Origin of the sequence: Pseudoalteromonas sp. S4492 (assembly GCF_005886115.1) — a bacterium.
Classification (GTDB): Bacteria; Pseudomonadota; Gammaproteobacteria; order Enterobacterales; family Alteromonadaceae; genus Pseudoalteromonas; species Pseudoalteromonas gelatinilytica.
Window position 1 is genome coordinate 1 of sequence record NZ_PNCP01000030.1, and the last position, 23,961, is coordinate 23,961.

Annotated in this window: 20 protein-coding genes; all 20 read left to right on the forward strand. The window is 37.9% G+C overall.

Annotation, left to right across the window (positions count from 1 at the left end; genetic code table 11):
* The first annotated feature begins 298 nt into the window (after positions 1-298).
* The 20 genes from CWC28_RS09245 to CWC28_RS09340 all read left to right on the forward strand — a co-directional run bounded on the left by CWC28_RS09245 (position 299) and on the right by CWC28_RS09340 (position 23,780).
* The gene (locus CWC28_RS09245) at positions 299-1,417 is read left to right on the forward strand and encodes a polysaccharide export protein (protein WP_138625042.1); all 1,119 of its coding nucleotides are present in this window, start codon (positions 299-301) and stop codon (positions 1,415-1,417) included.
* A 12-nt stretch (positions 1,418-1,429) separates the two neighbouring features.
* Positions 1,430-1,864, forward strand: coding sequence for a low molecular weight protein-tyrosine-phosphatase (locus CWC28_RS09250; RefSeq protein ID WP_105175007.1), 435 nt, complete (start codon positions 1,430-1,432; stop codon positions 1,862-1,864).
* A gap of 14 nt (positions 1,865-1,878) precedes the next feature.
* The gene (locus CWC28_RS09255) at positions 1,879-4,119 is read left to right on the forward strand and encodes a polysaccharide biosynthesis tyrosine autokinase (protein WP_138625043.1); all 2,241 of its coding nucleotides are present in this window, start codon (positions 1,879-1,881) and stop codon (positions 4,117-4,119) included.
* Positions 4,120-4,404: 285 nt separating this feature from the next.
* Complete coding sequence (gene cysD, locus CWC28_RS09260; protein WP_138625044.1) at positions 4,405-5,319, forward strand: sulfate adenylyltransferase subunit CysD; 915 nt, start codon at positions 4,405-4,407, stop codon at positions 5,317-5,319.
* A gap of 74 nt (positions 5,320-5,393) precedes the next feature.
* Positions 5,394-5,738: a four helix bundle protein gene (locus tag CWC28_RS09265; RefSeq protein ID WP_062566045.1), complete on the forward strand. Its 345-nt coding sequence runs from the start codon at positions 5,394-5,396 to the stop codon at positions 5,736-5,738.
* A gap of 47 nt (positions 5,739-5,785) precedes the next feature.
* Positions 5,786-7,219, forward strand: a complete 1,434-nt coding sequence (cysN, locus tag CWC28_RS09270; protein ID WP_138625045.1) for a sulfate adenylyltransferase subunit CysN — start codon at positions 5,786-5,788, stop codon at positions 7,217-7,219.
* Positions 7,209-8,123: a sulfotransferase domain-containing protein gene (locus tag CWC28_RS09275; RefSeq protein ID WP_171038300.1), complete on the forward strand. Its 915-nt coding sequence runs from the start codon at positions 7,209-7,211 to the stop codon at positions 8,121-8,123. Before cysN ends, CWC28_RS09275 begins: the two co-directional genes overlap by 11 nt.
* An 8-nt stretch (positions 8,124-8,131) precedes the next feature.
* A complete protein-coding gene (locus CWC28_RS09280) occupies positions 8,132-9,016 on the forward strand; it encodes a sulfotransferase domain-containing protein (protein WP_138625047.1) in 885 nt (294 codons plus the stop codon).
* Positions 9,009-10,292 (forward strand): O-antigen polymerase, encoded by a 1,284-nt coding sequence (locus CWC28_RS09285; RefSeq protein WP_138625048.1) that lies wholly within the window; start codon positions 9,009-9,011, stop codon positions 10,290-10,292. The genes CWC28_RS09280 and CWC28_RS09285 overlap by 8 nt, the downstream gene beginning before the upstream one ends.
* Positions 10,282-11,325 carry a glycosyltransferase gene (locus tag CWC28_RS09290; protein ID WP_138625049.1) on the forward strand — a complete coding sequence of 348 codons (1,044 nt, stop codon included), beginning with the start codon at positions 10,282-10,284 and terminating at the stop codon, positions 11,323-11,325. The genes CWC28_RS09285 and CWC28_RS09290 overlap by 11 nt, the downstream gene beginning before the upstream one ends.
* Entirely contained in the window at positions 11,318-12,394 is a 1,077-nt protein-coding gene (locus tag CWC28_RS09295) for a glycosyltransferase (protein WP_138625050.1), read from the forward strand. Before CWC28_RS09290 ends, CWC28_RS09295 begins: the two co-directional genes overlap by 8 nt.
* Positions 12,387-13,646, forward strand: coding sequence for a glycosyltransferase (locus CWC28_RS09300; protein WP_171038301.1), 1,260 nt, complete (start codon positions 12,387-12,389; stop codon positions 13,644-13,646). The genes CWC28_RS09295 and CWC28_RS09300 overlap by 8 nt, the downstream gene beginning before the upstream one ends.
* Before the next feature lie 33 nt (positions 13,647-13,679).
* Positions 13,680-15,086: a mannose-1-phosphate guanylyltransferase/mannose-6-phosphate isomerase gene (locus CWC28_RS09305; protein WP_138625052.1), complete on the forward strand. Its 1,407-nt coding sequence runs from the start codon at positions 13,680-13,682 to the stop codon at positions 15,084-15,086.
* Between the two features lie 102 nt (positions 15,087-15,188).
* Entirely contained in the window at positions 15,189-16,607 is a 1,419-nt protein-coding gene (locus tag CWC28_RS09310) for a phosphomannomutase (protein WP_138625053.1), read from the forward strand.
* Positions 16,608-16,786: 179 nt separating this feature from the next.
* Positions 16,787-18,178 carry an undecaprenyl-phosphate glucose phosphotransferase gene (locus tag CWC28_RS09315; RefSeq protein WP_138625054.1) on the forward strand — a complete coding sequence of 464 codons (1,392 nt, stop codon included), beginning with the start codon at positions 16,787-16,789 and terminating at the stop codon, positions 18,176-18,178.
* Between the two features lie 51 nt (positions 18,179-18,229).
* Entirely contained in the window at positions 18,230-19,528 is a 1,299-nt protein-coding gene (locus CWC28_RS09320) for an oligosaccharide flippase family protein (protein ID WP_138625055.1), read from the forward strand.
* A gap of 29 nt (positions 19,529-19,557) precedes the next feature.
* Positions 19,558-21,285 carry an SLC13 family permease gene (locus CWC28_RS09325; RefSeq protein WP_138625056.1) on the forward strand — a complete coding sequence of 576 codons (1,728 nt, stop codon included), beginning with the start codon at positions 19,558-19,560 and terminating at the stop codon, positions 21,283-21,285.
* Between the two features lie 352 nt (positions 21,286-21,637).
* Positions 21,638-21,985, forward strand: coding sequence for a four helix bundle protein (locus CWC28_RS09330; protein ID WP_054563586.1), 348 nt, complete (start codon positions 21,638-21,640; stop codon positions 21,983-21,985).
* An 83-nt stretch (positions 21,986-22,068) separates the two neighbouring features.
* Positions 22,069-22,668 carry an adenylyl-sulfate kinase gene (gene cysC, locus CWC28_RS09335; protein WP_138625057.1) on the forward strand — a complete coding sequence of 200 codons (600 nt, stop codon included), beginning with the start codon at positions 22,069-22,071 and terminating at the stop codon, positions 22,666-22,668.
* A 155-nt stretch (positions 22,669-22,823) separates the two neighbouring features.
* Positions 22,824-23,780: a DHHA1 domain-containing protein gene (locus CWC28_RS09340; RefSeq protein WP_138625058.1), complete on the forward strand. Its 957-nt coding sequence runs from the start codon at positions 22,824-22,826 to the stop codon at positions 23,778-23,780.
* Positions 23,781-23,961 lie beyond the last annotated feature (181 nt).

Genomic DNA, 23,961 nt, shown 5'->3' on the forward strand with positions numbered 1-23,961 from the left:
CCCCCCCCCCCACCCCCCCCCCCCACCCACCACCAACCTAGAACCTAGAACCTACCACCTAGCACCTAGAACCTAGAACCTAGAACCTAGAACCTAGAACCTAGAACCTAGAACCTAGAACCTAGAACCTAGAAGTATTCATTAACTATTTTGCAAAAACCTGTCACAAGTGAGCGTTTACTAAACACTCAGTCTTGCGAACCTTGTAATGCCATGCTTTAATTAGGCAGCGTAAAAATAAACAGTTGTGGTTTTATTTTAACTGGACGTTTTAAGAAAAATTATTTGGGAAATAACAATGGCGCTTAGCTGTAAAACAATTGTAACGTCATTTGCGTTACTAGCAATGACTGGCTGTACAATCATCCCCGGTAGCCATTTTGAAGGAATCGAATCGGGCGAACAAATAGATAACCTTGAGAAGGAGCTCGATAAAGTAAATATTCAAATCATCGACTCTTCTCTAATCAACCAACAAAAGCAAAGTAAAACGAAACCAGCGTTACCATCAAGCCTTGATGGCATCGACACCTCTGATTACCAATACAAATTAGGTGTTGGCGATGTAATCACAATTGGCGTGTGGGATCATCCTGAATTAACAATCCCTGCAGCTGTACAACGTACCGCAGAGTTTGACGGTTTCCGTGTGCAAGCCGACGGCACCATTACCTTTGCCTACGCTCCAGATATTCAAGCGGCTGGTAAAACAGTACAACAAGTTCATAAAGAGCTTGTTAAGCGCTTAAGCCGCGTGATCGAAGACCCTCAAGTAGATATTAAAATTGTTGGTTTTAGAAGCCAAAAAGCCTATGTAACAGGCGAGGTTAATAACCCTGGTGTGCTCCCTGTAACTGAAGTGCCTCTAACTTTAATTGATGCGCTTAACCAAGCCGGCGGGTTAACAGATTCTGCTGATTGGCGCACAGTTACATTTACGCGTGGCGATAAAACTGAAGTTATTAAACTAGACGATTTTTATGCCCATGGCGATATTTCACAAAACCGTTTATTAAAACATGGTGATATTGTGCATGTTAACCGTAACGACATGCAAAAAGTGTTTGTGTTAGGCGATGTAAAACGCGCTGGTACAGTGGGCGTTAATCGTTATGGTTTAAATTTAGCGCAAGCTTTAAGCGACGCGGGTGGTTTGAACGAAAATACAGCTGACGCAAATGGTGTATTTGTATTACGTAAACGCAGCTTAGAAACTGATGGCATTATTGCTGATGTATACCAACTACATGCAAAGAATGTTGCAGCATTAGTGCTTGCAGAGCAGTTTGAGTTGCAACCGCACGATATTGTATACGTAACGTCAGCACCATTAGCACGTTGGAACCGTGTAATTAGCTTATTATTACCATCAGTTAGTTCAGTGAATGCAATTGATGATGTAACAGGGTCAAACTAGGGGTTAAGTTGTATGTTTGATTCTGTATTGGTGGTGTGTGCCGGCAATATTTGCCGAAGCCCAACCGCTGAATATGTATTAAAAAGTAAACTACAAGGTAAAAATGTTAGTGTGTCTTCAGCGGGTTTAACGGCCCTTGAAGGCAAACATGCAGATGCACAAGCGCAGCAAATTGCAACGCAACATGGTATTGATATGAGTGAGCATCAGGGAAGGCAAATAACCTCAGCCCTTGTTGCACAGCACAGTGTTATTTTAGTGATGGAACAACGTCATATAAACGACTTATGTGCTCGCTACCCGCAAGCGCGTGGTAAAACATTTTTGCTAGGTAAATGGGTCGGCGATAAAGAAATACCCGACCCATACCGTCAAAGCCAAGAGGCTTTTGAGCATGTTTACGCATTAATCGATAGCGCATGTAGCGCTTGGCAAAAGTATTTATAAGGAAAGGGTAGTAGATGAATGCTCAGCCCACTGCATTAGCAGCAAGTAAAAGTCAAAATAGAAGTCAAGAATCGCAATCGCAAGAAATAGATCTACTCGCATTACTTGGTACTTTACTAGACCGTAAATGGTTTATCGTTTTAGTAACCGCTGTATTTGCCATTATTGGGGTAGCAGTTGCCGTATTAAGCACACCAATATATAAAGCAACAGCACTTGTACAAGTTGAAGAAAGTAGCCCGTCTGTACCTGGCCTTGATGATATGGCAGGAATGTTCGAAAGCAGCAGTGAAGCCGTAACCGAAATAGAACTGTTAAAATCGCGCTCAGTCATTGGCGAAGCGGTCGATACCCTAAAGCTTAATATAATTGCTGAGCCTAAGTTATTCCCAATTATTGGTGGTAAGCTATTTCGCAGCTTTGTTGCTGAATCAGAGGGCGACATTGCCGAACCTTTTTTAGGCTTCAGCAGTTATGCGTGGGGCGGCGAGAGTATCAATGTATTTAGATTCAATGTACCTAAAGCGTTTGAAGGTCAAGGTTTTGAGCTAGTTATTGGTGAAAATAAAACATTTGAGCTTTTTAACCCTGACGGTGAGTCTGTTTTAAAAGGTGTTGTGGGTAAAGAGCAAACTGCAGGTTATTACGAATTAACAGTTCGTGATTTGAATGCACGTCCAGGTACAGTTTTTACATTAGTTAAGAACAATCGATATCGTACTATTATCGAGTTGCAAGAAGAGATCGCCGCCAGCGAAAAAGGTAAAGACTCTGGTATTATAGCAATGGGTTATGAGCATAAAAGTGCTGCACATGCAGCAAAAGTGCTTGATAAAGTAGCTGAAATTTATGTTCGCCGTAATGTAGAGCGTAATAGTGCAGAAGCTAAAAAATCATTAGACTTTTTAGAAGTACAACTACCAGAAGTAAAAAGGCAGCTTGAAGAGTCGGAACAACGTTTTAACGATTATCAAAAGCAGCGTAACTCGGTAAATATTAGCCTAGAAACCCAGGGGGTGCTTGAGCAAATTGTCGAGCTTGACACGACCTTGCAAGAGCTAGAGCTTAAGCGTTTAGAGTTAAGCCGTAAATTTAAGCGTGAACACCCTGCCTACCAAGGTGTGTTGCAGCAAATTAAAGCGGTCGAAGCAGAAAAAGAACAGCTAACATCTAAAGTGGGTAACCTACCAGAAACACAGCAAGAATTATTACGCTTAACCCGCGATGTAGAAGTAGGTAACGAAATTTACATGCTTTTACTTAGTAAAACACAAGAGCTTGATATTGTACGCGCTGGTACGGTAGGTAATGTAAGGGTGGTCGATGCAGCAGCGGTAGATACCACTGAACCAGTCAAGCCTAAAAAAGCCCTTATTGCTGTTGTGGCAACAATGTTAGGTGGTTTTTTGGCGGTGGCTATTGTGCTAATACAAAAAGCAATGCACCGAGGTGTCGAAGACCCAACCGAGATCGAAAGTATTGGCTTACCTGTTTATGCATCGGTACCGTATTCTGACTTTCAAGATAAGCTAACGGGTTTTAACCGTGCCCGTAAAGTTAAAGATAAGCCTAAGTCGATACTTGCGGTAGATAACCCCGCTGACTTATCGATTGAAGCACTACGTAGCCTGCGTACCAGTTTACATTTTGCAATGATGGAAGCTAAAAATAACATTATTGCTATATCTGGCCCAAGCCCGGGTGTAGGTAAATCGTTTATCTCGGTAAACCTTGCAACTGTACTGGCACAAAGTGGTAAAAAAGTACTGATTATCGATGCCGATATGCGTAAAGGTTACTTACAAACTCAGTTCGGTATGAAATGGGATGATGGTTTGAGTGATTTATTATCGGGCCGTTTAAACCTTGAACAAGTGACTAAAAAATCACAAGTTGAAGGGTTAGATGTAATCACCCGTGGTCAAATACCACCAAATCCATCTGAGCTATTAATGCATAGCAACTTTAGTAAGATGGTTGATGAGGTAAGTGGCAAGTACGACATTATTATTGTTGATACACCACCTATTTTAGCGGTTACAGACCCAGCAATTGTGAGTGCTCATGCTGGTAGTACATTATTAGTAACGCGCTTCGGCCAAAACCATTTACGTGAAATTGAGCTTACTCGTAACCGCTTTGAACAAAATGGCATAGACGTAAAAGGTGTTGTATTTAATGGTGTAGTACGTAAAGCAAGCAATGCATACGGCTATTACGGCTATTACAACTACGAATATAAATCTGATAAGTAATTAAAGACGTTCTAGGTTCTACTTGACTAAATTGTCACCACGCAAGCGTGTTGAAGAACCTAGAACCTAGAATTGAACAACAAATTTTAAATAATCTCGGTGATTGAAGTCTAATATCTGAAATCAAAGCACCGATATCTGAAAAAAGACATCTGATATCTAAAACTGATATCTGAAACCTGATATCTAACCTCTGATATCTCTCGTCTAACCTCTGATATCTAACCTCTGACTTCTCCTACGGCTTCTTTCTTACGAAACCTTGCATACTTTCATGGAGTAAAAATGGAAATCTCCCAAGCCCGCATGACTCATCTGAAGCAACTCGAAGCTGAATCTATTCACATTATTCGTGAAGTTGCTGCCGAATTCGATAACCCGGTAATGCTTTACTCTGTTGGTAAAGACTCAGCAGTAATGCTGCATTTAACAATGAAAGCATTTTACCCAGCTAAACCACCGTTTCCGTTAATGCATGTTGATACAACATGGAAATTTAAAGAAATGATCGAGTTTCGCGACAAAATGGCCGAAAAGCTAGGTTTTGATTTATTGGTGCATATTAACCAAGAAGGTGTAGATGCAGGTGTTGGCCCATTTACTCACGGTAGTGCAAAGCATACCGACATAATGAAAACCCAAGGTTTAAAACAAGCGCTAGACAAATACCAGTTTGACGCTGCATTTGGTGGTGCACGCCGCGACGAAGAAAAGTCACGCGCTAAAGAGCGTGTTTATTCATTCCGCGATAAAAACCACCGTTGGGACCCAAAAAACCAGCGCCCAGAGTTATGGAATACCTTTAACGGCAAAGTAAACAAAGGCGAGAGTATTCGTGTATTCCCACTGAGTAACTGGACTGAGCTTGATATTTGGCAATACATCTACCTAGAAAACATCGATATTGTACCACTTTACCTAGCTGCAGAGCGCCCGGTAGTAGAGCGTGAAGGTACATTAATTATGGTTGATGACGAGCGCATGCCACTTGAAGAAGGCGAAGTACCAATGAAGAAAATGGTACGCTTTAGAACCCTAGGCTGCTACCCATTAACAGGTGCGGTTGAATCTAACGCCACAACGCTACCAGAAATCATTCAAGAAATGTTACTAACTAAAACATCAGAGCGCCAAGGCCGTGTAATCGACCACGATTCATCAGGCTCAATGGAGAAAAAGAAAATGGAAGGTTACTTTTAAGAAGCCGTAAGCTCTAAGCTGTAAGTCTTAAGTGGATTAAAGACTTTACTAAATAGATACAACAAGGAATTGTTATGAATTTTGAAAATTTAGAAGTTTGGAAGCGTTCGGCAAGGTTGTCTTCGAATATTTATAAAGGAACAACTGAATTGCGGGATTACGGCTTTCGAGATCAGCTGACTAGAGCTGGCTTATCAGTACCTAGTAACATCGCGGAAGGGATGAGCAGAGATAGTAATAAAGAAAAACGTCGATTTTTAGATATTGCTCGCTCATCGCTTTCAGAAGCTCGGACTCAAATTTATATCGGAATAGAGATAGGATATTTATCTAACGATATAGGGTCTATATGGGTTGCAGAAACAAAAGAGTTACAGGCAATGCTTTGTGGCCTGAAAAACTCTATAGAAAGTATTTAGACTTCAAGCTTATGGCTTATAGCTTATAGCTTAAGTAAGGATGGAAAATGACTGAACAAATTACCCCAAACCTTCTTGAAACAGATATTGAAGGTTACTTAAAACAACACGAAAACAAAGATCTACTGCGCTTTTTAACTTGTGGTAATGTTGATGACGGTAAATCAACATTAATTGGCCGTTTATTACATGACTCAAAATTAATTTTTGAAGATCACATGGCGGCTATCAAAAACGACTCAAAAAAATTCAACACCACAGACGAAGAGTTCGATTTAGCATTATTGGTAGATGGTCTTCAGTCAGAGCGTGAGCAAGGTATTACTATTGACGTAGCTTACCGTTATTTTGCAACTGAAAAGCGTAAGTTTATTATTGCTGACTGTCCAGGGCACGAGCAATACACGCGTAATATGGCAACCGGTGCATCTAACTGTGACCTAGCCATTGTGATGATTGATGCACGTAAAGGCGTACAAACCCAAACTAAGCGTCACAGCTATATTGCATCACTACTTGGCCTTAAGCACGTAATTGTAGCCATTAATAAAATGGACTTAGTTGATTATAGCCAAGATGTTTACCGCCAAATTAAAGCCGATTACAAAGCCTTTGCTGAGCAGTTAGATATTCCTGATGTGCGCTTTGTACCAATCTCAGCACTTAAAGGCGATAACGTAGTTGATAAAGGCGATAACCTAGACTGGTACCCAGGTGCCACGTTAATGCAATTACTTGATACAGTAACCATTAGTGACGATAAAAACCTAGATACCTTCCGCCTACCAGTACAGTATGTAAATCGCCCTAATTTAGATTTCCGCGGCTTTTGCGGCACCATTGCCAGCGGTATTATTAATGTAGGCGACCAAATTACTGCATTCCCGTCGGGTAAAACATCATCAGTAGAACGTATTGTTACTGCCGATGGCGATTTACCAAGCGCCTTTGCCGGTCAAGCAATTACACTCACTTTAAAAGACGAAATTGATATTTCTCGTGGTGATGTGATTGTTAAATCAAGCACAGACCACAAGCAACTACCTACAACTAGCTCAAGCTTTGCCGCAACGATTGTTTGGATGGCCGATGCCGCAATGCAACCAGGCAAAGAGTACGAGCTAAAAATTGGTACTAAAAATACGTTTGGTAAAATCAGCAATATTAACCACCGTATTGATGTAAATACCCTAGAGCAAATTGATGCTAGCGAATTACAATTAAACGAAATTGCTAATTGTACAATCGAAACATCAGCACCAGTGGTGATTGATCAATACGAGCAAGTGGTAGGTACCGGCTCATTCATCATTATTGACCGCTTAACCAATGTAACGGTAGGTGCGGGTATGATCACAAATACAGAAGCAGAATCTCGGACCTCAAATCTTGAAACTCGTATTTATACAGAAGCTGAAATTGCTTTGAATAAATATATACGTGAACACTTTCCAGAGTGGGAAGCAAAAAGTGCTAAATAAAAAAGAATTAGTTTTATTAACAGGTGTGCCTAGGGCGGGAACGTCTGTTGTTGGGGATGTCCTAGCTAAGCATTCTAGTATTGACTCCGTTTTTGAGCCATTTAATTTTCATCTTGGCTGGAAATCAGTTGAAAATTATTTTCCAATATCTGATCTAGATTTTACAAATGAATTTTGTAAAAAGTTTCTTGATAATGAAATTAAGTTTAAGTCAGGTATTTTTCCTGAAGATGGCTTTTTTAAAAAATTAAGGAAGAGACTTGGTTTTTCAGGTACGAAATTATCTTATAATCGAGCAATTAATTCGAAGACCGTTGAGACTATAATTATAAAAGATCCAACGGCTTGTTTTTTATCTCCAGATTTTATTAGTAAAGACTATAAAGTAATCTACTTATATCGTAATCCATTCTCTGTTGCTGCCTCTTTCAAAAGAATGAAATGGGGGTTTGATATGGAAGATATTATAAAAAGAATGAAATGCTCGGCGTTAAAACATATCGTTGATGATGTGTCAACAGAAATAGAGCTCTTAAAAGATGAAAGTTTATATCTAAAATCTGCATTATTACTCTGGTTATTATCTTATTCACTTGCGTACTCTAAGAAAAATGAAGTTCTTATAGTTGATCATGGTGATATTCTTAGAGATCCAATCAGTACATATCAAAAAATGTTAAATTATATGGGTTATGATTTGACTAATGAGCATTTAAATATAATTAAAGAGTTTAAATCAGCAAAAAACAGTGGACCACCAAAGGAAGGTGTTGCACATCAATGGAATAGAAGTATGGATACAATAAATAAGTACTGGAAAGAGATTCTTAGTGAAAAGGAAATAAAGGTTGTTGAATCAATTTGCAATCCACTAATCAGCAAATTGGAGGGTTTAAAGTGCTAATAAATGGTATGAATTTACCAGACGTATTTTTAATAGGCGCTCAAAAAGCTGCAACAAGCTCTCTTGCTTTTTATTTAGAGTCAACAGCGGAATTGAGAATAAGTAACATTAAAGAGCCTAATTTTTTTGTTAGTGGAGCTTTACCTTACATCGATGGTAGTTTCAGAGGGTATTGTAAAATAAATTTACTAGGGGAATACGAGAAATTATACAAAAACTTCCAGCTGACAGATAAAATATGTGATGCATCCACTGATTACTTATATAAGTATAAAGAGTTTTATGACTCAGTTTTTTCTTTATATCAAGAAAATATAAAGAATATTAAGATTTTTTGTGTTGTACGATGCCCTGCGGAGCGAGCTTTCTCTTCTTGGAAGATGTTTCGAAGAGATGGAAAAGAGCCTTTGAATTTTAAAGAGGCTGTTATGGAAAGTTCATCAAGAATAAAAAATTATAATTATAATTATGATTATGTTGGGTATGGGCAATATTATGATGCGGTTAAATATCTAAAAGAAAAAGGTTTAAATGTCTATGTTATAAATATGGATAGCCTTATAAATGATAAAGATAATACATTAACTAGAGTTTCGAATTTTTTAGGATTAGAATATGTAAATATTCAAAGTGTAACGGAAACGCAAGTCAATAAGTCAGGTAATATTAAGTACCCAAGGATAAGAAATTTATTAACTTCAGATACTGTTTTTAAAAGAATGTTTAAAGCTATTGTAAAAAAAGAACATAGAATGGTTATCAAAAATAAATTGTTAAATGCAACAATATCAAATCAAGATATCACTGAAGAGGATAAAGCTTGGTATTATAACTTTGTAAAAGGTTCGGAATTTGAAGTTGAAAAAACAATTAAGCTGAATGAATATGAGTAACTTATTAAGGCTTCCTGTTTATAGCTGTCTTATAATATGCTTTGTGGCTTTTTTATCAATTATTACACCTGAAGAAACATATGAAATGAGCCTCGGTGAGCCTAGCTTTATTAGTTATAACTTTCTATTTCTTTTACTAGTATTGACATCTACGTTTTTCTTTGTTGTATCTTATACTTTATCATTACGAATAAAGTGGTTTTACGATATAAAAGCTATTAAAGATATAGATGAAGCCTCTGGATCTTCAGGGGCTGTTGCTTTTTCACTTTTATTAGCAATCGCACTTTCATTAGTAAGTATATTTTCTGTAACTCAGCTGATTTCATTGCCTAAAATTTTCGCGATCCTTGCTGGGGGTGATGAAGTTGTAATGTTGAGAAAGGAAATAGCCGAACAAATATCTATGAGTAGCGTGGGATGGGTTTTACCATTTGTATTAGGAATAATTACTTTATCGCTATGTACAATACTGACAACAAATTCAACGAAAAATATAAAGTATTTACTTTTAATTTCGATAGCTTTTTTTATTCTTGCATCCTTTATAACCTTAACCAGGGCTTCTATATTCAAACTTTTTTTACTGATAATTATAGTTTTTTTAATTACAGGAAGGTTAAGTCTTAAGAGTGTTTTTTCGCTAAAAAGTACAGCTATAATAATTTCCCTATTTTTGTTCTTTGTTTTCATTCAAGCGGCTAGGCAAAGTGAATATGTTGATAATTACGGTTATGTTAGTTTAGTCTATAAAACTTTCTTTGGCTATTTTGGAGCTTCTTTTAATAGAGCTGGAGCTATACTTTATGAAGATTATTACCTTCCAGGGAGCGGTTTTTTTTATTATAGCTTGAATTTTTTGTGGAATTACCCCTTAATCCCGGACCTGCTAGGGATCAAAGATATTGCTTTATATTTTGACGAAAGCTTTCCTGTTAATAGTTTAGAGGCAGTGAAAACTAATTTTTATTACCTATCTAGTTCTTCACTTTCTTTAACTTATAACTGGCCCAGTATATATGGTGTTGCTATCTCGGAGTTTGGCTATCTTTTCCCCATTTATTTCTTAATTTTAGGATCTGTTTACGGGCTTGTTTTTAGGGCGTGTTGTATTTTTAGAACTCCATTCTATTTTGCGCTTTGCGCATATTTAATTAATTCTGTTTTATGGTGGTTTGCAGGTATTAATTCATACGACCGCTATTTCGGAATCTTTTTTACAGCAATATTTATTTTCTCATACATTCAAAGGGTTAAGTTAAAAAGTGTCAAGTAAAATTCTTTATTTTAATTACTCGCATCTTTACCCAGTTACAGGGGTAGGAAAAGTTGTTGCTGGTTTTAAATCAGAGTCAGATTATGAGTCTATTACTCCCTTTCAAATTAAAAGTAAGAGTAAGTTTTTATATTATGTGAATAGAATAATTTTTCATTTTTACTATAGTATTCTGTTGCCTATATTCTTCTATCTTGGTAGATATGAACGTTATATCGAATTTAATATGGTTAAACCTCTTTTTATACCAACAAATAAAGTAATTTACTTTGTCCATGATCTAGCCTTTTTGAAAAACCCAGAGCATTTAACAGGCAGAAGTCTTTCGGTCAGGAAGGAATTTATTAAGGCGCTGAAACATAATAATTCTTGCCTTTGCAATTCTGAAAATACAAAAAATGACATAGCCAAACTGCTGAAGTTGGAATCTAAAAACATCTATGTATGTCTATTGGGTTTTGAAACTAAATTAAAATTGAATAAATCTGAGCTCTCTAGATTCAAATCACGCGATAAGAAATCTTACCTATATGTTGGAACAATCGAACCAAGAAAAAAACTCTACGAGCTGCTTCGAGCATTTAAAAAATCTAGTGCAAAAGATGCTGAATTGATTTTAGCAGGTAGTTATGGATGGAAAAATGAATCGACAATTAACCTAGCAAAAGAAATAAACAATGAATTTGGTTATGAAGCTGTAAAGTTTACAGGTTATATATCTAATGACGAACTTTCCAAGCTATATTCGTGTTGTCAATATTTTGTATACCCTTGTGATGAAGAGGGCTTTGGTATTCCTTTGTTAGAGGCATTATATTTTCGCATTCCCGCATTTGTTAAGTATTCAGATGTGTCACATGAAGTTCTTGGAGATAATGCTTTGTACCTAAATGAGTTTGATGATTTTATTAAAGTTTTTCAAGGGAAGTTTGATTTGCAGATTGATGACGACAAAGCTATTGAGCATTTAAATGCTTTTACCTGGGGTAATTTCAATAAGAGTCTAAAAGATGGAGTAAGAAAAATTGGCTAGTAAAAGTAAAATATTATGGGTCAATGCTCCATTGTTTAATAAAAATCAAGGAGTTTTTAAGTATAGTGAGGTTATCATTAATTTGATAAACAGCAGACTTGACGGCAATGTTCAGGAACTTTTTTGGACTGGTAAAAAAGGAGTTTATCGTCATTTATGGGAGTTTTTAATTCTACCTTTTATTGTTTTATTAAAATCATTCTCTTTTAACAAAATTGTATTGTACCAAGAATCAATTATATACCTTCTTCTGTTCTCTATTTTTTTTAAAGACAGAGTTGTTGTTATTCATCACTTTCCAGATATGAAGACTACCGGAACTTTAGTTAGTCGTATAAAGGTTGTGTATCTAAAATTTAATTTTATGCTTTTAAAGCTTCCATTGAATTACAAGGTTCTGGTTCCGACAATATCTACTAAAAATGACTTGCTCAAGAATTCCATTGTGCATGAAAGAGATGTTTTTGTTATCCCGAATCTTTTTGATTTTTCAATAACCCCTGCTGAGCAGAGTGATAGGGTAGATGATGAACATGCCTTTGTTAAAATATTAAATGTTGGCTCAGATGAACCAAGAAAATCCCTCAAAACAATCGTTAAGGCATTGTCTGAACTAAATAATCAGTGTGATAAAAACTTCATTTTTGTACGAGCAGGGAAGATTGTAGACAAGAAGAGCCATGAGTCTACATTGCTGTTAGCAAGGGAGAAAAATGTGAAGTTGAAGTACTTTGATGAGCCAAGTGACTCTGAGTTGAAAAAGTTATATTTAGATTGTGATATTTATGTATCAGCTTCTGAGCATGAGGGGTTTGGAAGGACGGTAATTGAAGCGCAGTTAGCTAGTTTACCTGTTGTCGCTACTGCTATACCTGCGCATGAAGAAGTGCTTCAAGGATCCGCATCTTTGTTTAGTGTCGGTAACCATAAGCAACTTACGCAATGTGTTTTAAAAATGCTTGACACTGATTTTAAACGGAATCTAATTAAGAAGGGGAAAGTTAATTCATCTAGATACCTGCCAATTAATAGTGAAAATGTTATTAAAAAGGTTTTTTTTGATGGGTAGTAAAATTTTATTATTATTAACTCGCTCTCCACTCCCAGCTTCTGGAGGGAGAGAGATGATGTTAATGCAAGCCATACATATGATTTCTGATATGGGAGCTAAAATTGATATAGCTTTCTTCACTAAAGATGGCTCTGTTTCTTCTCAGAAATTAAAGTTGGAATTGGAGGAAGGTGGAATCTTTGCTGATAAGATTGTACCTTTGTCTTATGCTGGGATGTTTACTGCAGCTTTGCGCGGAGTGGTTTCAAACAAACCCATGCAAAATGCACTTTTTTACACTAAAAGTAATGTAAATATACTGACCCAGCTAGAGCTAGAGAATAACTATGACATTGTCTATTTTGATATGTTAAGGACTGCGCAATATGCGAGTTTATTTCCTCACTCAAGAACTGTACTCGATTTAGATGATTTGTTATCCGTGAGGTATCGCAGAGTTTTGAGCCAAGGTATTAAAGAGTTTAATGCGTTAGGTACATTTTCTAGATTTTTTGAGTCAACATTCACAAAAAAATTACTTAATTTTACAATTAATATTGCTTTGAGTATTGAAGCAAAGAGACTTCATAAAGCTGAGAGGTTAGCATTAGAAAAGTTTAATGCTGTTGGGCTGGTCTCCCCATTAGAGGCTAAGGAACTTTCTTATGATACAAAGAAAGAGGTTATACCTTTACCTCCGATTCTTGAGATCAAGAATGTAACCTCAAGTAGTGTCAAAAATGATATTGTGTTTGCTTTTGTTGGTAATTTAGCTACCAATCAGAATTACCAATCTTTGATGGTCATAATTAATGACTATTTACCAGTTTTATTTTCTGAATATCCTACTTCTACTTTTATTGTTATTGGAAATACTCGAGGTGTTGATTTAAATATAGTCCCTAAGGAGTATTGCGAGCGAGTTACCTTCAAAGGTTTTGTTGATAATTTGCAAAGTGAATATGAAACGATTGATTTTGCTTTGTGTCCAATAAAGTTTGGAACAGGAATTAAATTGAAAATAATAGAAGCAATTGCTAACAATACTCCAGTATTGACAAATGACATTGGGGCTGAAGGTATTGGTATTGAAAATTTCACAATGGGTTCTATTTCTAACTTAGTAAGTGGGCATTTCAGTTTTATCGATAAATGTATTGAAGATGATAATTTTTACGATGAAGTAAAGGTTACTTCAAAAAATTATTTAAAATCTTCCTTTAGTTCTGAAGTCGTTAAATATAACTTCAGAAAATTTTTACTTGGTTAGTTAGCTTTATTTTTAAACTATTAAGAGGGAAAAATGATTTTACCATTAATCATGGCGGGTGGCTCAGGCACCCGCTTATGGCCGCTATCACGTGGCAACTATCCAAAACAGTTTTTAAAACTAAATGGCGAGCAGACCATGCTTCAAGATACGCTAAGTCGCTTAACGGGCTTAGCGCACTCGCCAGCCATGTTAATTTGTAATGAAGAGCATCGTTTTATTGCTGCAGAGCAAGTGCGCCAATTAGGTGCGGAGCATGGCGGTATTTTTTTAGAGCCAGTAGGGCGTAATACCGCACCGGCTATTGCTTTGGCTGCTTTTAAAGCAATTGAAAATGAGCAAGACCCGTTATTATTAGTACTTGCAGCAGACCATGTAATTGAAGACTCAACTGCTTTTCAGGCAAGTGTAAATAAAGCTGCAGAGTTAGCAAACCAAGATAAACTAGTTACATTTGGTATTGTAGGTAACAGCCCTGAAACAGGTTATGGCTATATTAAACGAGGTGACGCTGTAGAGAATGGCTATGTTGTTGACAGTTTTGTTGAAAAGCCAAACTTAGACACAGCCAAGCAGTATATTGAAAGCGGTGATTACTACTGGAATAGTGGTATGTTTTTATTTAAAGCAAGTCGCTATTTAAACCAGTTAAAAGCATTTCGCCCAGACATCTACGAAGCTTGCGAAAAAGCTATTGCAGTACAAAACAGTGATTTGGACTTTATTCGCGTAGATAAAGCCGCTTTTGAAGCCTGCCCTGATGAGTCAATCGACTATGCAGTAATGGAACACACAAAAGATGCTGTTGTTGTGCCTATGGATGCAGGCTGGAGCGATGTAGGTGGTTTTGCAGCCCTTTGGGAAGTGTCTTCACAAGATGAAAATGGCAATGCTTTTAAAGGTGATGTAAAAGCGGTAGATACAAAGAATACGCTTGTATTTGGGGAAGACAAACTAGTCGCAACAGTCGGTGTTGAAGACCTAGTGATTGTAAACACGAAAGACGCCGTTTTAGTTGCCCATAAAGATAAATCACAAGAAGTTAAAGCGATTGTAAACCAGTTAAAAGCGGAAGAACGTTCTGAAGTGACTTTCCATCGTGAAGTTTATCGCCCATGGGGTAAATATGACTCAGTCGATAACGGTGAGCGCTTCCAAGTAAAACGTATAACCGTAAAGCCAGGTGCAAAACTATCGGTACAAATGCACCATCACCGTGCAGAGCATTGGATTGTGGTATCAGGCACGGCAAAAGTGCAAATTGATGATACAGAGCAATATGTAACAGAGAATGAGTCTGTTTATATTCCAATTACAGCGGTTCATGCGTTAGAAAACCCGGGTAAAGTTGACTTAGAGTTAATCGAAGTGCAATCGGGGTCATACTTAGGTGAAGATGATATCGTGCGTTTTGAAGACCGTTATGGTCGAGTGAAATAAACGAAGAGATAGATATCAGAAGTTAGATATCAGAGCGCGGCTAGTGCAATTTGTATTGTGCTAGCTGTATGCTTATAGAATAGTTAAATAAATAGGTTTTTTATGGATAGCCAGTTAGTTTGCTCTGAAGTCATTGCAAAGAGTGGTATAGAGTTTGGCACAAGTGGTGCGCGAGGTCTTGTAAAAGATTTTACCCCTGATGTAAATGCAGCATTTGCTTTAGCCTTTATATCAGCAATAGAAAAAGAATTCACCTTTGACACTGTAGCGATTGCTATAGACAACCGCCCAAGTAGTTATGCAATTGCGCAGGCATGTGCAGAGGCGTTAAAGCAACATAAATTGAATGTTATGTATTACGGTGTAGTACCAACGCCTGCACTTGCTTATAAAGCAATGCAAGATAATATGCCTTGTATTATGGTTACTGGTAGTCATATTCCATTTGATCGTAACGGTTTAAAATTCTATCGCCCTGATGGTGAGATCACAAAAGCTGATGAACAGGCTATCCTAACTAGCAAAGCTATACTCACAGCGTTGCCAGAACATCTAAATGAATTGCCATTAGATGTTAATGCCTGTGAATCTTACACACAGCGTTACACCTCGCTTTTTTATGCTGATACCCTTAAAGGTAAAAAGATTGGTATTTATGAGCATTCAAGTGCTGGGCGTGATATTTATAAAGTGTTATTTGAGCAGTTAGGTGCAGAGGTTATTAGTCTAGGGCGAAGTGATGAATTTGTTCCGATAGATACCGAAGCTGTATCGGAGGAGGATAAGCAAAAAGCACTGAACTGGTCTAGCGAATACAGCTTTGATGCGATATTTTCAACAGACGGTGATGGTGACAGACCATTAATTGCTGATGAAAATGGTAATTGGTTACGCGGTGATATTTTAGGCTTGTTATGTAGTCAGTTATTAAAAATCGAAGCCCTTGCAACGCCGGTGAGTTGTAATACAGCAATTGAAAAATCAGCAAATTTTAAGCAAGTAAAGCGAACAAAAATTGGCTCGCCATATGTTATTGCTGAATTTGCAGAGTTAGCTGAACAATACACATCAATAGCAGGCTTTGAAGCTAATGGTGGTTACTTACTAGGTTCAGATATAACATTCAATGGCAAGTTACTTAAAGCTTTACCAACAAGAGATGCACTACTTCCTGCATTGATTTTGTTAACGCAACCTAAGCATGTATCTGAGTTACTAGCCAAGCTACCGCAACGATTTACTGCTAGTGATCGTATTAAAGACTTTGCAAGAGAGAAAAGCTTACAAATTATTACTGCGTTACAGCAAAATTCGCAAAGCTTTTTGTCAGAACTGGGCTATGATGAAAGCTACGAACTAGACTTAACTGATGGTTTACGTATTACGCTTGCCTCTGGTGATATAGTGCATCTAAGGCCATCCGGCAATGCACCTGAATTAAGGTGTTATGCTGAGGCTGAGTCAAGCGAAAAAGCTATAGAGCTTGTAAATAAGGCATTGGTTTTAGTGCAAGCATCATAGTTTTTCGAGCAAGCAGCAAGATACTTGCTGCAATCTTTTTTGTTAAGTAAAAATAAACGTTGTAAAAATGGCAATAATCAACGGTTAGATTATACTTTGAAGGCTGTCATAATGAACAAGCAGTACTGTAATGATGGTAACCTTCCACTCGTAATAATAAAAATGAGAAGTAAACATAAATGCATAAAGGTATTTTGCAAAGTAATTCAACAGTAATAGCATTCGTACAACGGATCCTCGATATTACTATTATTGTTGGCTGTTTATGGGTAGCTGTCGCTTTACAAGAAACACCCTGGTTACTTCAGCATACAACAGCCTCTTTACTTGCAGTATTCTTGTTCCACTTTACAAGTGAGCTCGACAAACTTTATATTTCGTGGCGCGGTCTTTCTATTTACAAAGAACTTAAAAAAACTATTTCGCACTGGTTTGTTAGTGCAGCTCTTTTATTTTTAAGTGTAAACTTTTTAGCCCCACAATACTTAAACCCTGAAGGTTTGCAGTTTTACTGGTTTGTATCTGTACTAGTTTCGTTGTGTGTATACCGTGTTATTTTGCGTTTAATTTTAAGGGCGCTTCGCTCTCAAGGTATAAATACTCGTTCGGTTGTTATTGCAGGTGCTGGCACTTTAGGGCAACAATTAGCAAATAATATTGTGGCTAACTCAAGCTTTGGCTTAGTTTTCGGTGGTTATTATGATGATACCGCACCAAATCAAAAGCTAGTTGCAGCGCAAACTATCGGTAATTTAGAACAGCTAGTTGCTGATTGTAAAGAAGGCGGCATAGACCGGGTTTATATTGTATTACCGCCACAAGCTTATGAACGCCGCAAGTGGCTGGTTAAAGAGCTGGCTGATAGCACTGCAAGTGTTTACATTGTACCTGATGTCTTTACTTACCAGCTGTTGCATTCACGTAGTGATGTCATAATGGGTATACCAACGATTAGTATTTATGACTCACCACTTGATGGTAGTAATGCCATTATTAAGCGTATTGAAGATGTTGTACTCTCTATGCTTATCTTAATCATGATATCGCCGATTTTACTGGGTTTAGCCTTTGCCGTTAAGTTTACCTCTAAAGGTCCAGTGTTCTTTAAGCAAAACCGCTATGGTATTGATGGTAAGCCGATTAAGGTATGGAAGTTCCGCTCAATGAATGTAATGGAAGACGGTGCTAAAGTTACCCAAGCCACTAAAAATGATTCGCGCTTTACACCTATCGGTCAGTTTATTCGTAAAACGAGTTTAGATGAATTGCCGCAGTTTATTAATGTATTACAAGGGCAGATGTCGATTGTAGGGCCAAGGCCCCATGCGGTGGCTCATAACGAAGAATACCGTAAATTGGTAGAAGGTTACATGCTACGCCATAAGGTAAAACCAGGTATTACTGGTTGGGCGCAAATTAACGGTTGGCGCGGCGAAACCGATACATTAGATAAAATGGAAAAACGCATAGAGTTTGACCTAGAGTACATTCGTAACTGGTCTTTATTCTTTGATTTAAAAATCGTGTTTTTAACTATTTTTAAAGGCTTTGTGAATAAAAACGCCTACTAACTTTTGGTAGGTATTCCCCTTTTTTAACTCTTCATACTGACCGAGACTTTAATGCTTTATAAAATTAAAGCTGTTTTAAGCGATGCTGAACACCGCCATACCGCAATTAATGCTGCCATAGCTCTTACTATTCGGGTTTTAGGTGCCGGTATGGCCTTTTTGTTTAACATCGTTATAGCAAGGCAGCTTGGAGCAGAGCAGGCTGGTTACTTTTTTTTAAGTTTAGCTTTAGTTATGTTACTTGCAGGTATTGCTAGACTTGGTTTTGACAATACTGTATTGCGCTTTACATCAGCAGATGCTGATAATGGCTACACTGTGAAAGCAATATTAAACTTTTCACTTAAATATGCTCTGCCGATTGCATTTATATTTACTGTCATTACTTATGCATTTGCACCTTGGCTTGCTGATAATGTATTCAATAAGCCTGGACTAACCGATACGTTACAATTAATTGCCCCAGCAATAATTGGCTTGAGTATCGTATTTTTAGTAGCAATGAGTTTGCAGGCTCGTCATAAACTGGTTGCGAGTATCCCTTGCCAAAACATCGCTCATTTTATGCTGTGTGGTGCGGCAGTGATTGTGTTTTCAGTCGACTCAGCAAGTGCTGCAGCACTTTACCTGAGCTTATCATTGGGGGTAACTTCTAGCTTTTTTTACTGGTTGAGTATTAAAAACCTAAATAATAATGGTGAAAAGCCAGACCCACAAACAATATGGCATAGTGCAAGGCCTAACTGGGTCATCATAATGATGAATCAATCAGTACAATGGAGTGCGCCTATAATTATTGGTATATTCTTGGTCGCACAGCAGGTCGCATTTTTTAGCGTAGCTCAACGTATTGCTATGTTAACTTCATTTATTTTAATGGCGGTAAATTTAGTTGTTGCACCAAAATTTTCAGCCTTTCATGCCAAAGGCGATGATGTAGGTATTCGCAAAACCGCGTTATTCTCTGTTCGCTTATTAATATTAAGTGCATTACCCATAGTGCTACTTATGCTGCTGTTTCCCGAATTTTTAATGGGGCTTTTTGGTGAAGAGTTTAAGCAAGGAGCGCTAATTTTACAGATTTTAGTTTTAGGGCAAGCAGTTAATGTAGTAACAGGTTCGGTTGGCTTTTTACTTATGATGAGTGGTCATGAACGTGATATGCGTTTAGTCACCCTCATTAGTGGCTTTGGTGTTTTAATTAGCGTACCCATTTGTACTAAGCTATTTGGTGCTATTGGTGCTGCATCTGCTACCGCATTTTTTATTAGCCTGCAAAACTTACTTGCAGTGTATTTTGTTAAAAAACGATTAGGGTTTAACACCTTAAAGTTTTGGCAGAAGATATGATTTGGCGTGCTACGAATAAGGATATTTGAATGATTTTACAGCAATGGTTTACTTTGGTTGTTTTTATTGTAACCATTTTAGGCTTAATTAAATTTCAAAAATTTCCTGAGCGTGTTTTTGCTGCCGCTTGCTTATTATGTTTTGCTACTAATTTGGTTTCTACTGAGCAGCTTTTGAATAATGCAGTTAACCCTGGGTTAGTCACATTACTGCTCTTGGTAGTGTGTGCATTTGCTTTTGAACGCACCAGTTTTTTACGAAAACTTGCCAATGTTTTATTTAATGGCTCAGTGGTTAAGTCTTATATCAGGACCTTATTGGCAACAGTTGTCGCCTCTGGCTTTTTAAATAATACCGCGGTGGTTGCGACTTTAATTAGCCCGGTTAAAAATAATAAACTCATTGCCCCTACCAAACTTTTGCTTCCCCTTTCTTATGCGGCTATTTTAGGCGGCACTCTAACCTTAATTGGTACTTCAACTAACTTAATAGTTAACTCTATGCTGATTGAGCGCGGCGCAGAGGGTTTTAAATTTTTTGACTTTTTACCTATAGGCCTAGCTGCAGTAGCTGCCTGTGTATTGGTAATGGCGCTTACAATTAACCGTTTAAAAGGCAAAGTGAGCAAAGACGAAACCTCAAGTGATTACTTTGTTGAAGCAAAAGTGAATGTAGGCTCACCACTGATAGGTAAAACCGTAGAGCAAAATGGCTTACGTAGTTTAGAGTCATTATTTTTAGTTGAGGTAGTGCGTGATAACCGCTTAATTTCGCCAGTAGCACCGACGCAGATGATCCGCGAAGGCGATAAACTTATTTTTTCGGGCGATGTCACTAAAGTATTGGTGTTGCAGCAATTTGAAGGTTTAAGTTTATTTGCAGAGCAAGATGGTTTACTGCGCGATAACTTAACCGAAGTCGTTATTAAGCCAGGTGCTGCAGTGGTAGGTAAAACACTAAAAACCGCGGGCTTTCGCGCAAGGTTCGATGCTGCGGTTGTTGCAGTGCGCCGCGAAGGCGAAAAGCTCTCGGGTAAGTTGGGCGATATCACGATACAAAGTGGTGACTTTTTGATACTAGCGGTTGGCCCTGACTTTGCGAAACGAACTAACTTAACGAAAAACTTTTTTATATTGAGCGGTGTAAAAGCCGACAACATGCTTAAAGGTTTAAAAGAGCGCATTGTTACTTGGGGCTTTGTGGCAACCATTGCGGGCTCGTTAATTTTTGATATTAGTTTATTAAAAAGCTTTATTTTTTACCTAGCCGTGTTGGTGGGTTGCCGCTGTTTGTCACTAAACGAAATTAAGCGACGTTTTCCGTTAGAGCTTTGGCTTATTGTAATGAGCGCTTTAACCCTCGCTACAGCACTCGATAATTCAGGGGTGTCTATATTAATAGCCGAACAAGTCGAAGGTTTACTTGCTGGTCAAAGCGTTTACATTGCCTTTATTGGTGTATTTTTACTTACTCTATTATTTACAGAGTTAATAACAAATAACGCAGCAGCAGCGCTGACATTCCCCATTGCATTTACCATAGCTCAAGGCTTAGGCGTAAGTTACATGCCATTTGTATTGGCTGTCGCTTTTGCCGCGAGTGGCAGTTTTATCAGCCCTTACGGCTACCAGACCAACCTAATGGTTTACAATGCTGGCAATTACAAGCTAACCGATTTCATAAAATTTGGCCTACCGATCTCAATCACCTACAGCCTAGTAGTACTGACCCTGATTCCCGTGTTTTTTCCGTTTTAGGTATAAGGCGCTAGGTACTAGGGGCTAGGGGCTAGGCGATAGGTGATAGGCGCTAGGCGTTAGGTAGAAATATGTCTTCAGGCTCTAGGCGCTAGGTTTATTTTGCGATAAGGTTTTGTGGTGAATGGATTTCACCAATAGGGAAGGGAATAATTATGAAATTTGAACAAATGGATGTGTGGAAGAAGTCATCACGATTAGCATGTGAAATATATAAATATAAAGTTCTGCCTAGCGTTCCTGTCACTTACCTCTCAGTACTCTAAAGTAAATGCACTGTGTTTTACGTTTTAAATCGAACTTTATAGAGGTAAGATATTAGAAGTCAGATATCAGAAGGAGCTGAGCTGCGATGAATTTTGAAAAGTTAGATGTTTGGAAAAGAGCTGTTAAATTAAGTGCAGAAATTTATAAAACCACTTCTCAATTAAATGATTATGCTTTCAGGAGTCAACTTACTCGTTCGGGCCTTTCAGTGCCAAGTAATATTGCAGAGGGAGTCTGTAGAGACAGCTTTAAAGAAAAGAGTCGCTTTATTGATATTGCTAGAGCTTCTTTAGCTGAAGCTAGAACTCAAATTTACATTGGTTCAGAGGTTGGTTATATAGAGCGTGAAGTTGCTTTAAGCTGGATTGCAGAGTCAAAAGAGTTAGCTGCTATGCTGACAAGTTTAAAGAATCGTTTTGACTCTGAAATCTGAAATCTGAAATCTGAAATCTGAAATCTGAAATCTGAAATCTGAAATCTGAAATCTGAAATCTGAACCCAAACCCAAGAGGTACCATGACCGAGAACATTGTATGGCACGATCAAACTGTTTCGCGTGCTGAAAAAGAACAACATAAAGGGCATAAGCCGGTATTACTTTGGTATACGGGACTAAGTGGCTCTGGTAAGTCGACTATTGCGAACGCGGTTGAGGCTAAACTATTCGAATTAGGTTGCCATACTTATCTGCTTGATGGCGACAATGTACGCATGGGCTTAAATAAGGGCCTTACTTTTAGCGACGAAGACCGTATTGAAAATATTCGCCGTATTAGTGAAGTAGCTAAGCTGTTTGTTGATGCGGGTTTAATTGTATCAACAGCGTTTATTTCACCGTTTAAAGAAGACCGCGCTCGCGCTCGCAGCATCATGAACCAGGGTGAGTTTATTGAGGTATTTATTGATACACCATTAGAGGTTTGTGAAAGCCGTGACCCTAAAGGTTTATACAAAAAAGCCCGAGCTGGCGAAATACCTAACTTTACAGGTATTAGCTCTGCGTTTGATGTGCCAGAGCAACCAGAGATTCACGTAAAAACAGCACAGCAAAGCATTGAGCAAAGCGTTGAGCAAATTATTGGTTATTTACGCGAAGCAGGGATTATAGAAATCTAGAGCCAGAAACCTGACGTCTAAAATCTGGTATCTGTCTTCTGACCTCTGATATCTTTTTTCTGATATCTGACGTCTAAAATCTGATATCTAACCTCTGACGTCTAACATCTATAATCTGACCTCTAATCTCTAACTTCTATTTTTTTTGAGATTTTATGAACTACGATATTTTTAACGGTGATGCCGATGGCATCATCGCACTCTTACAGTTACAGCTCGTTAACCCAACAGAGAGCGTGAAAGTAACTGGTGTTAAACGTGATATTCAACTATTGAAAAAAATCACCCCAAAAGCCGGTGATAATATACGTGTACTCGATATTTCAATGGAAAAAAACATGGCGGAGTTGCACGACGCCCTATGCGTAGGTGCACGTGTTATGTATGTAGATCATCATAAAGCGGGTGATATTCCAAACCATGCAAACCTCTTTGCTCATATCGATTTAGATGCAAACATGTGTACTAGCTTAATAGTGAGCAACCTTATCGATAAGCAATATCACTTATGGGCAATCACAGCTGCTTATGGCGATAATTTATTTGCAAAAGCCGATAGCGAAGCCGATAAACTAGGCTTATCAGAGCTCGAAAAGTCACAACTTAAAGCATTTGGTACTTATATTAACTATAACGGCTATGGCAGTGAGGTAGCTGATTTACACTTTGCACCAGAAGACTTATTTAATGAACTACTAAAATATAAGTCACCTCTTGATGCCATTAACGACAGTGAGTCGGTTTATTACGTATTAGAAAAAGCTTACAAAGCCGATATGCAAAAAGCAGCTGACGCTAAGGTTTTACATAATTGCGATACCGCAAAGGTTATTTTACTTGATGACGCTCCGTGGGCACGCCGTGTAAGTGGTGTATTAGGCAACGACCTTGCAAACCAAGCGCCAAACAAAGCCCATGCAGTACTTACTTATAATAACAAAGGAAGTTATACCGTAAGTGTAAGAGCACCACTTAATAATAAACAAGGCGCTGTTGATGTATGCAGCCAATTTGCCACCGGCGGCGGCCGCGCAGCAGCTGCAGGTATAAACGAACTAGAACAACAACAAGTTGAACAGTTTATTACTACTCTCGTAAATTTTTATAACTAACCCCTTGCTAGTGGCACCCCAGCCACTAGCATCTTTTAGCTCCTCGCTCCTAGCTCCTCGCTCCTAGCTCCTAGCTCCTAGCTCCTAGCTCCAAAAAAATATATCCTATCTAATAGCTAAAAGCTAAAAGCAAAAAAATAAAAAATAAAATAAAAAATAATAATATTTTAATATTACGAAA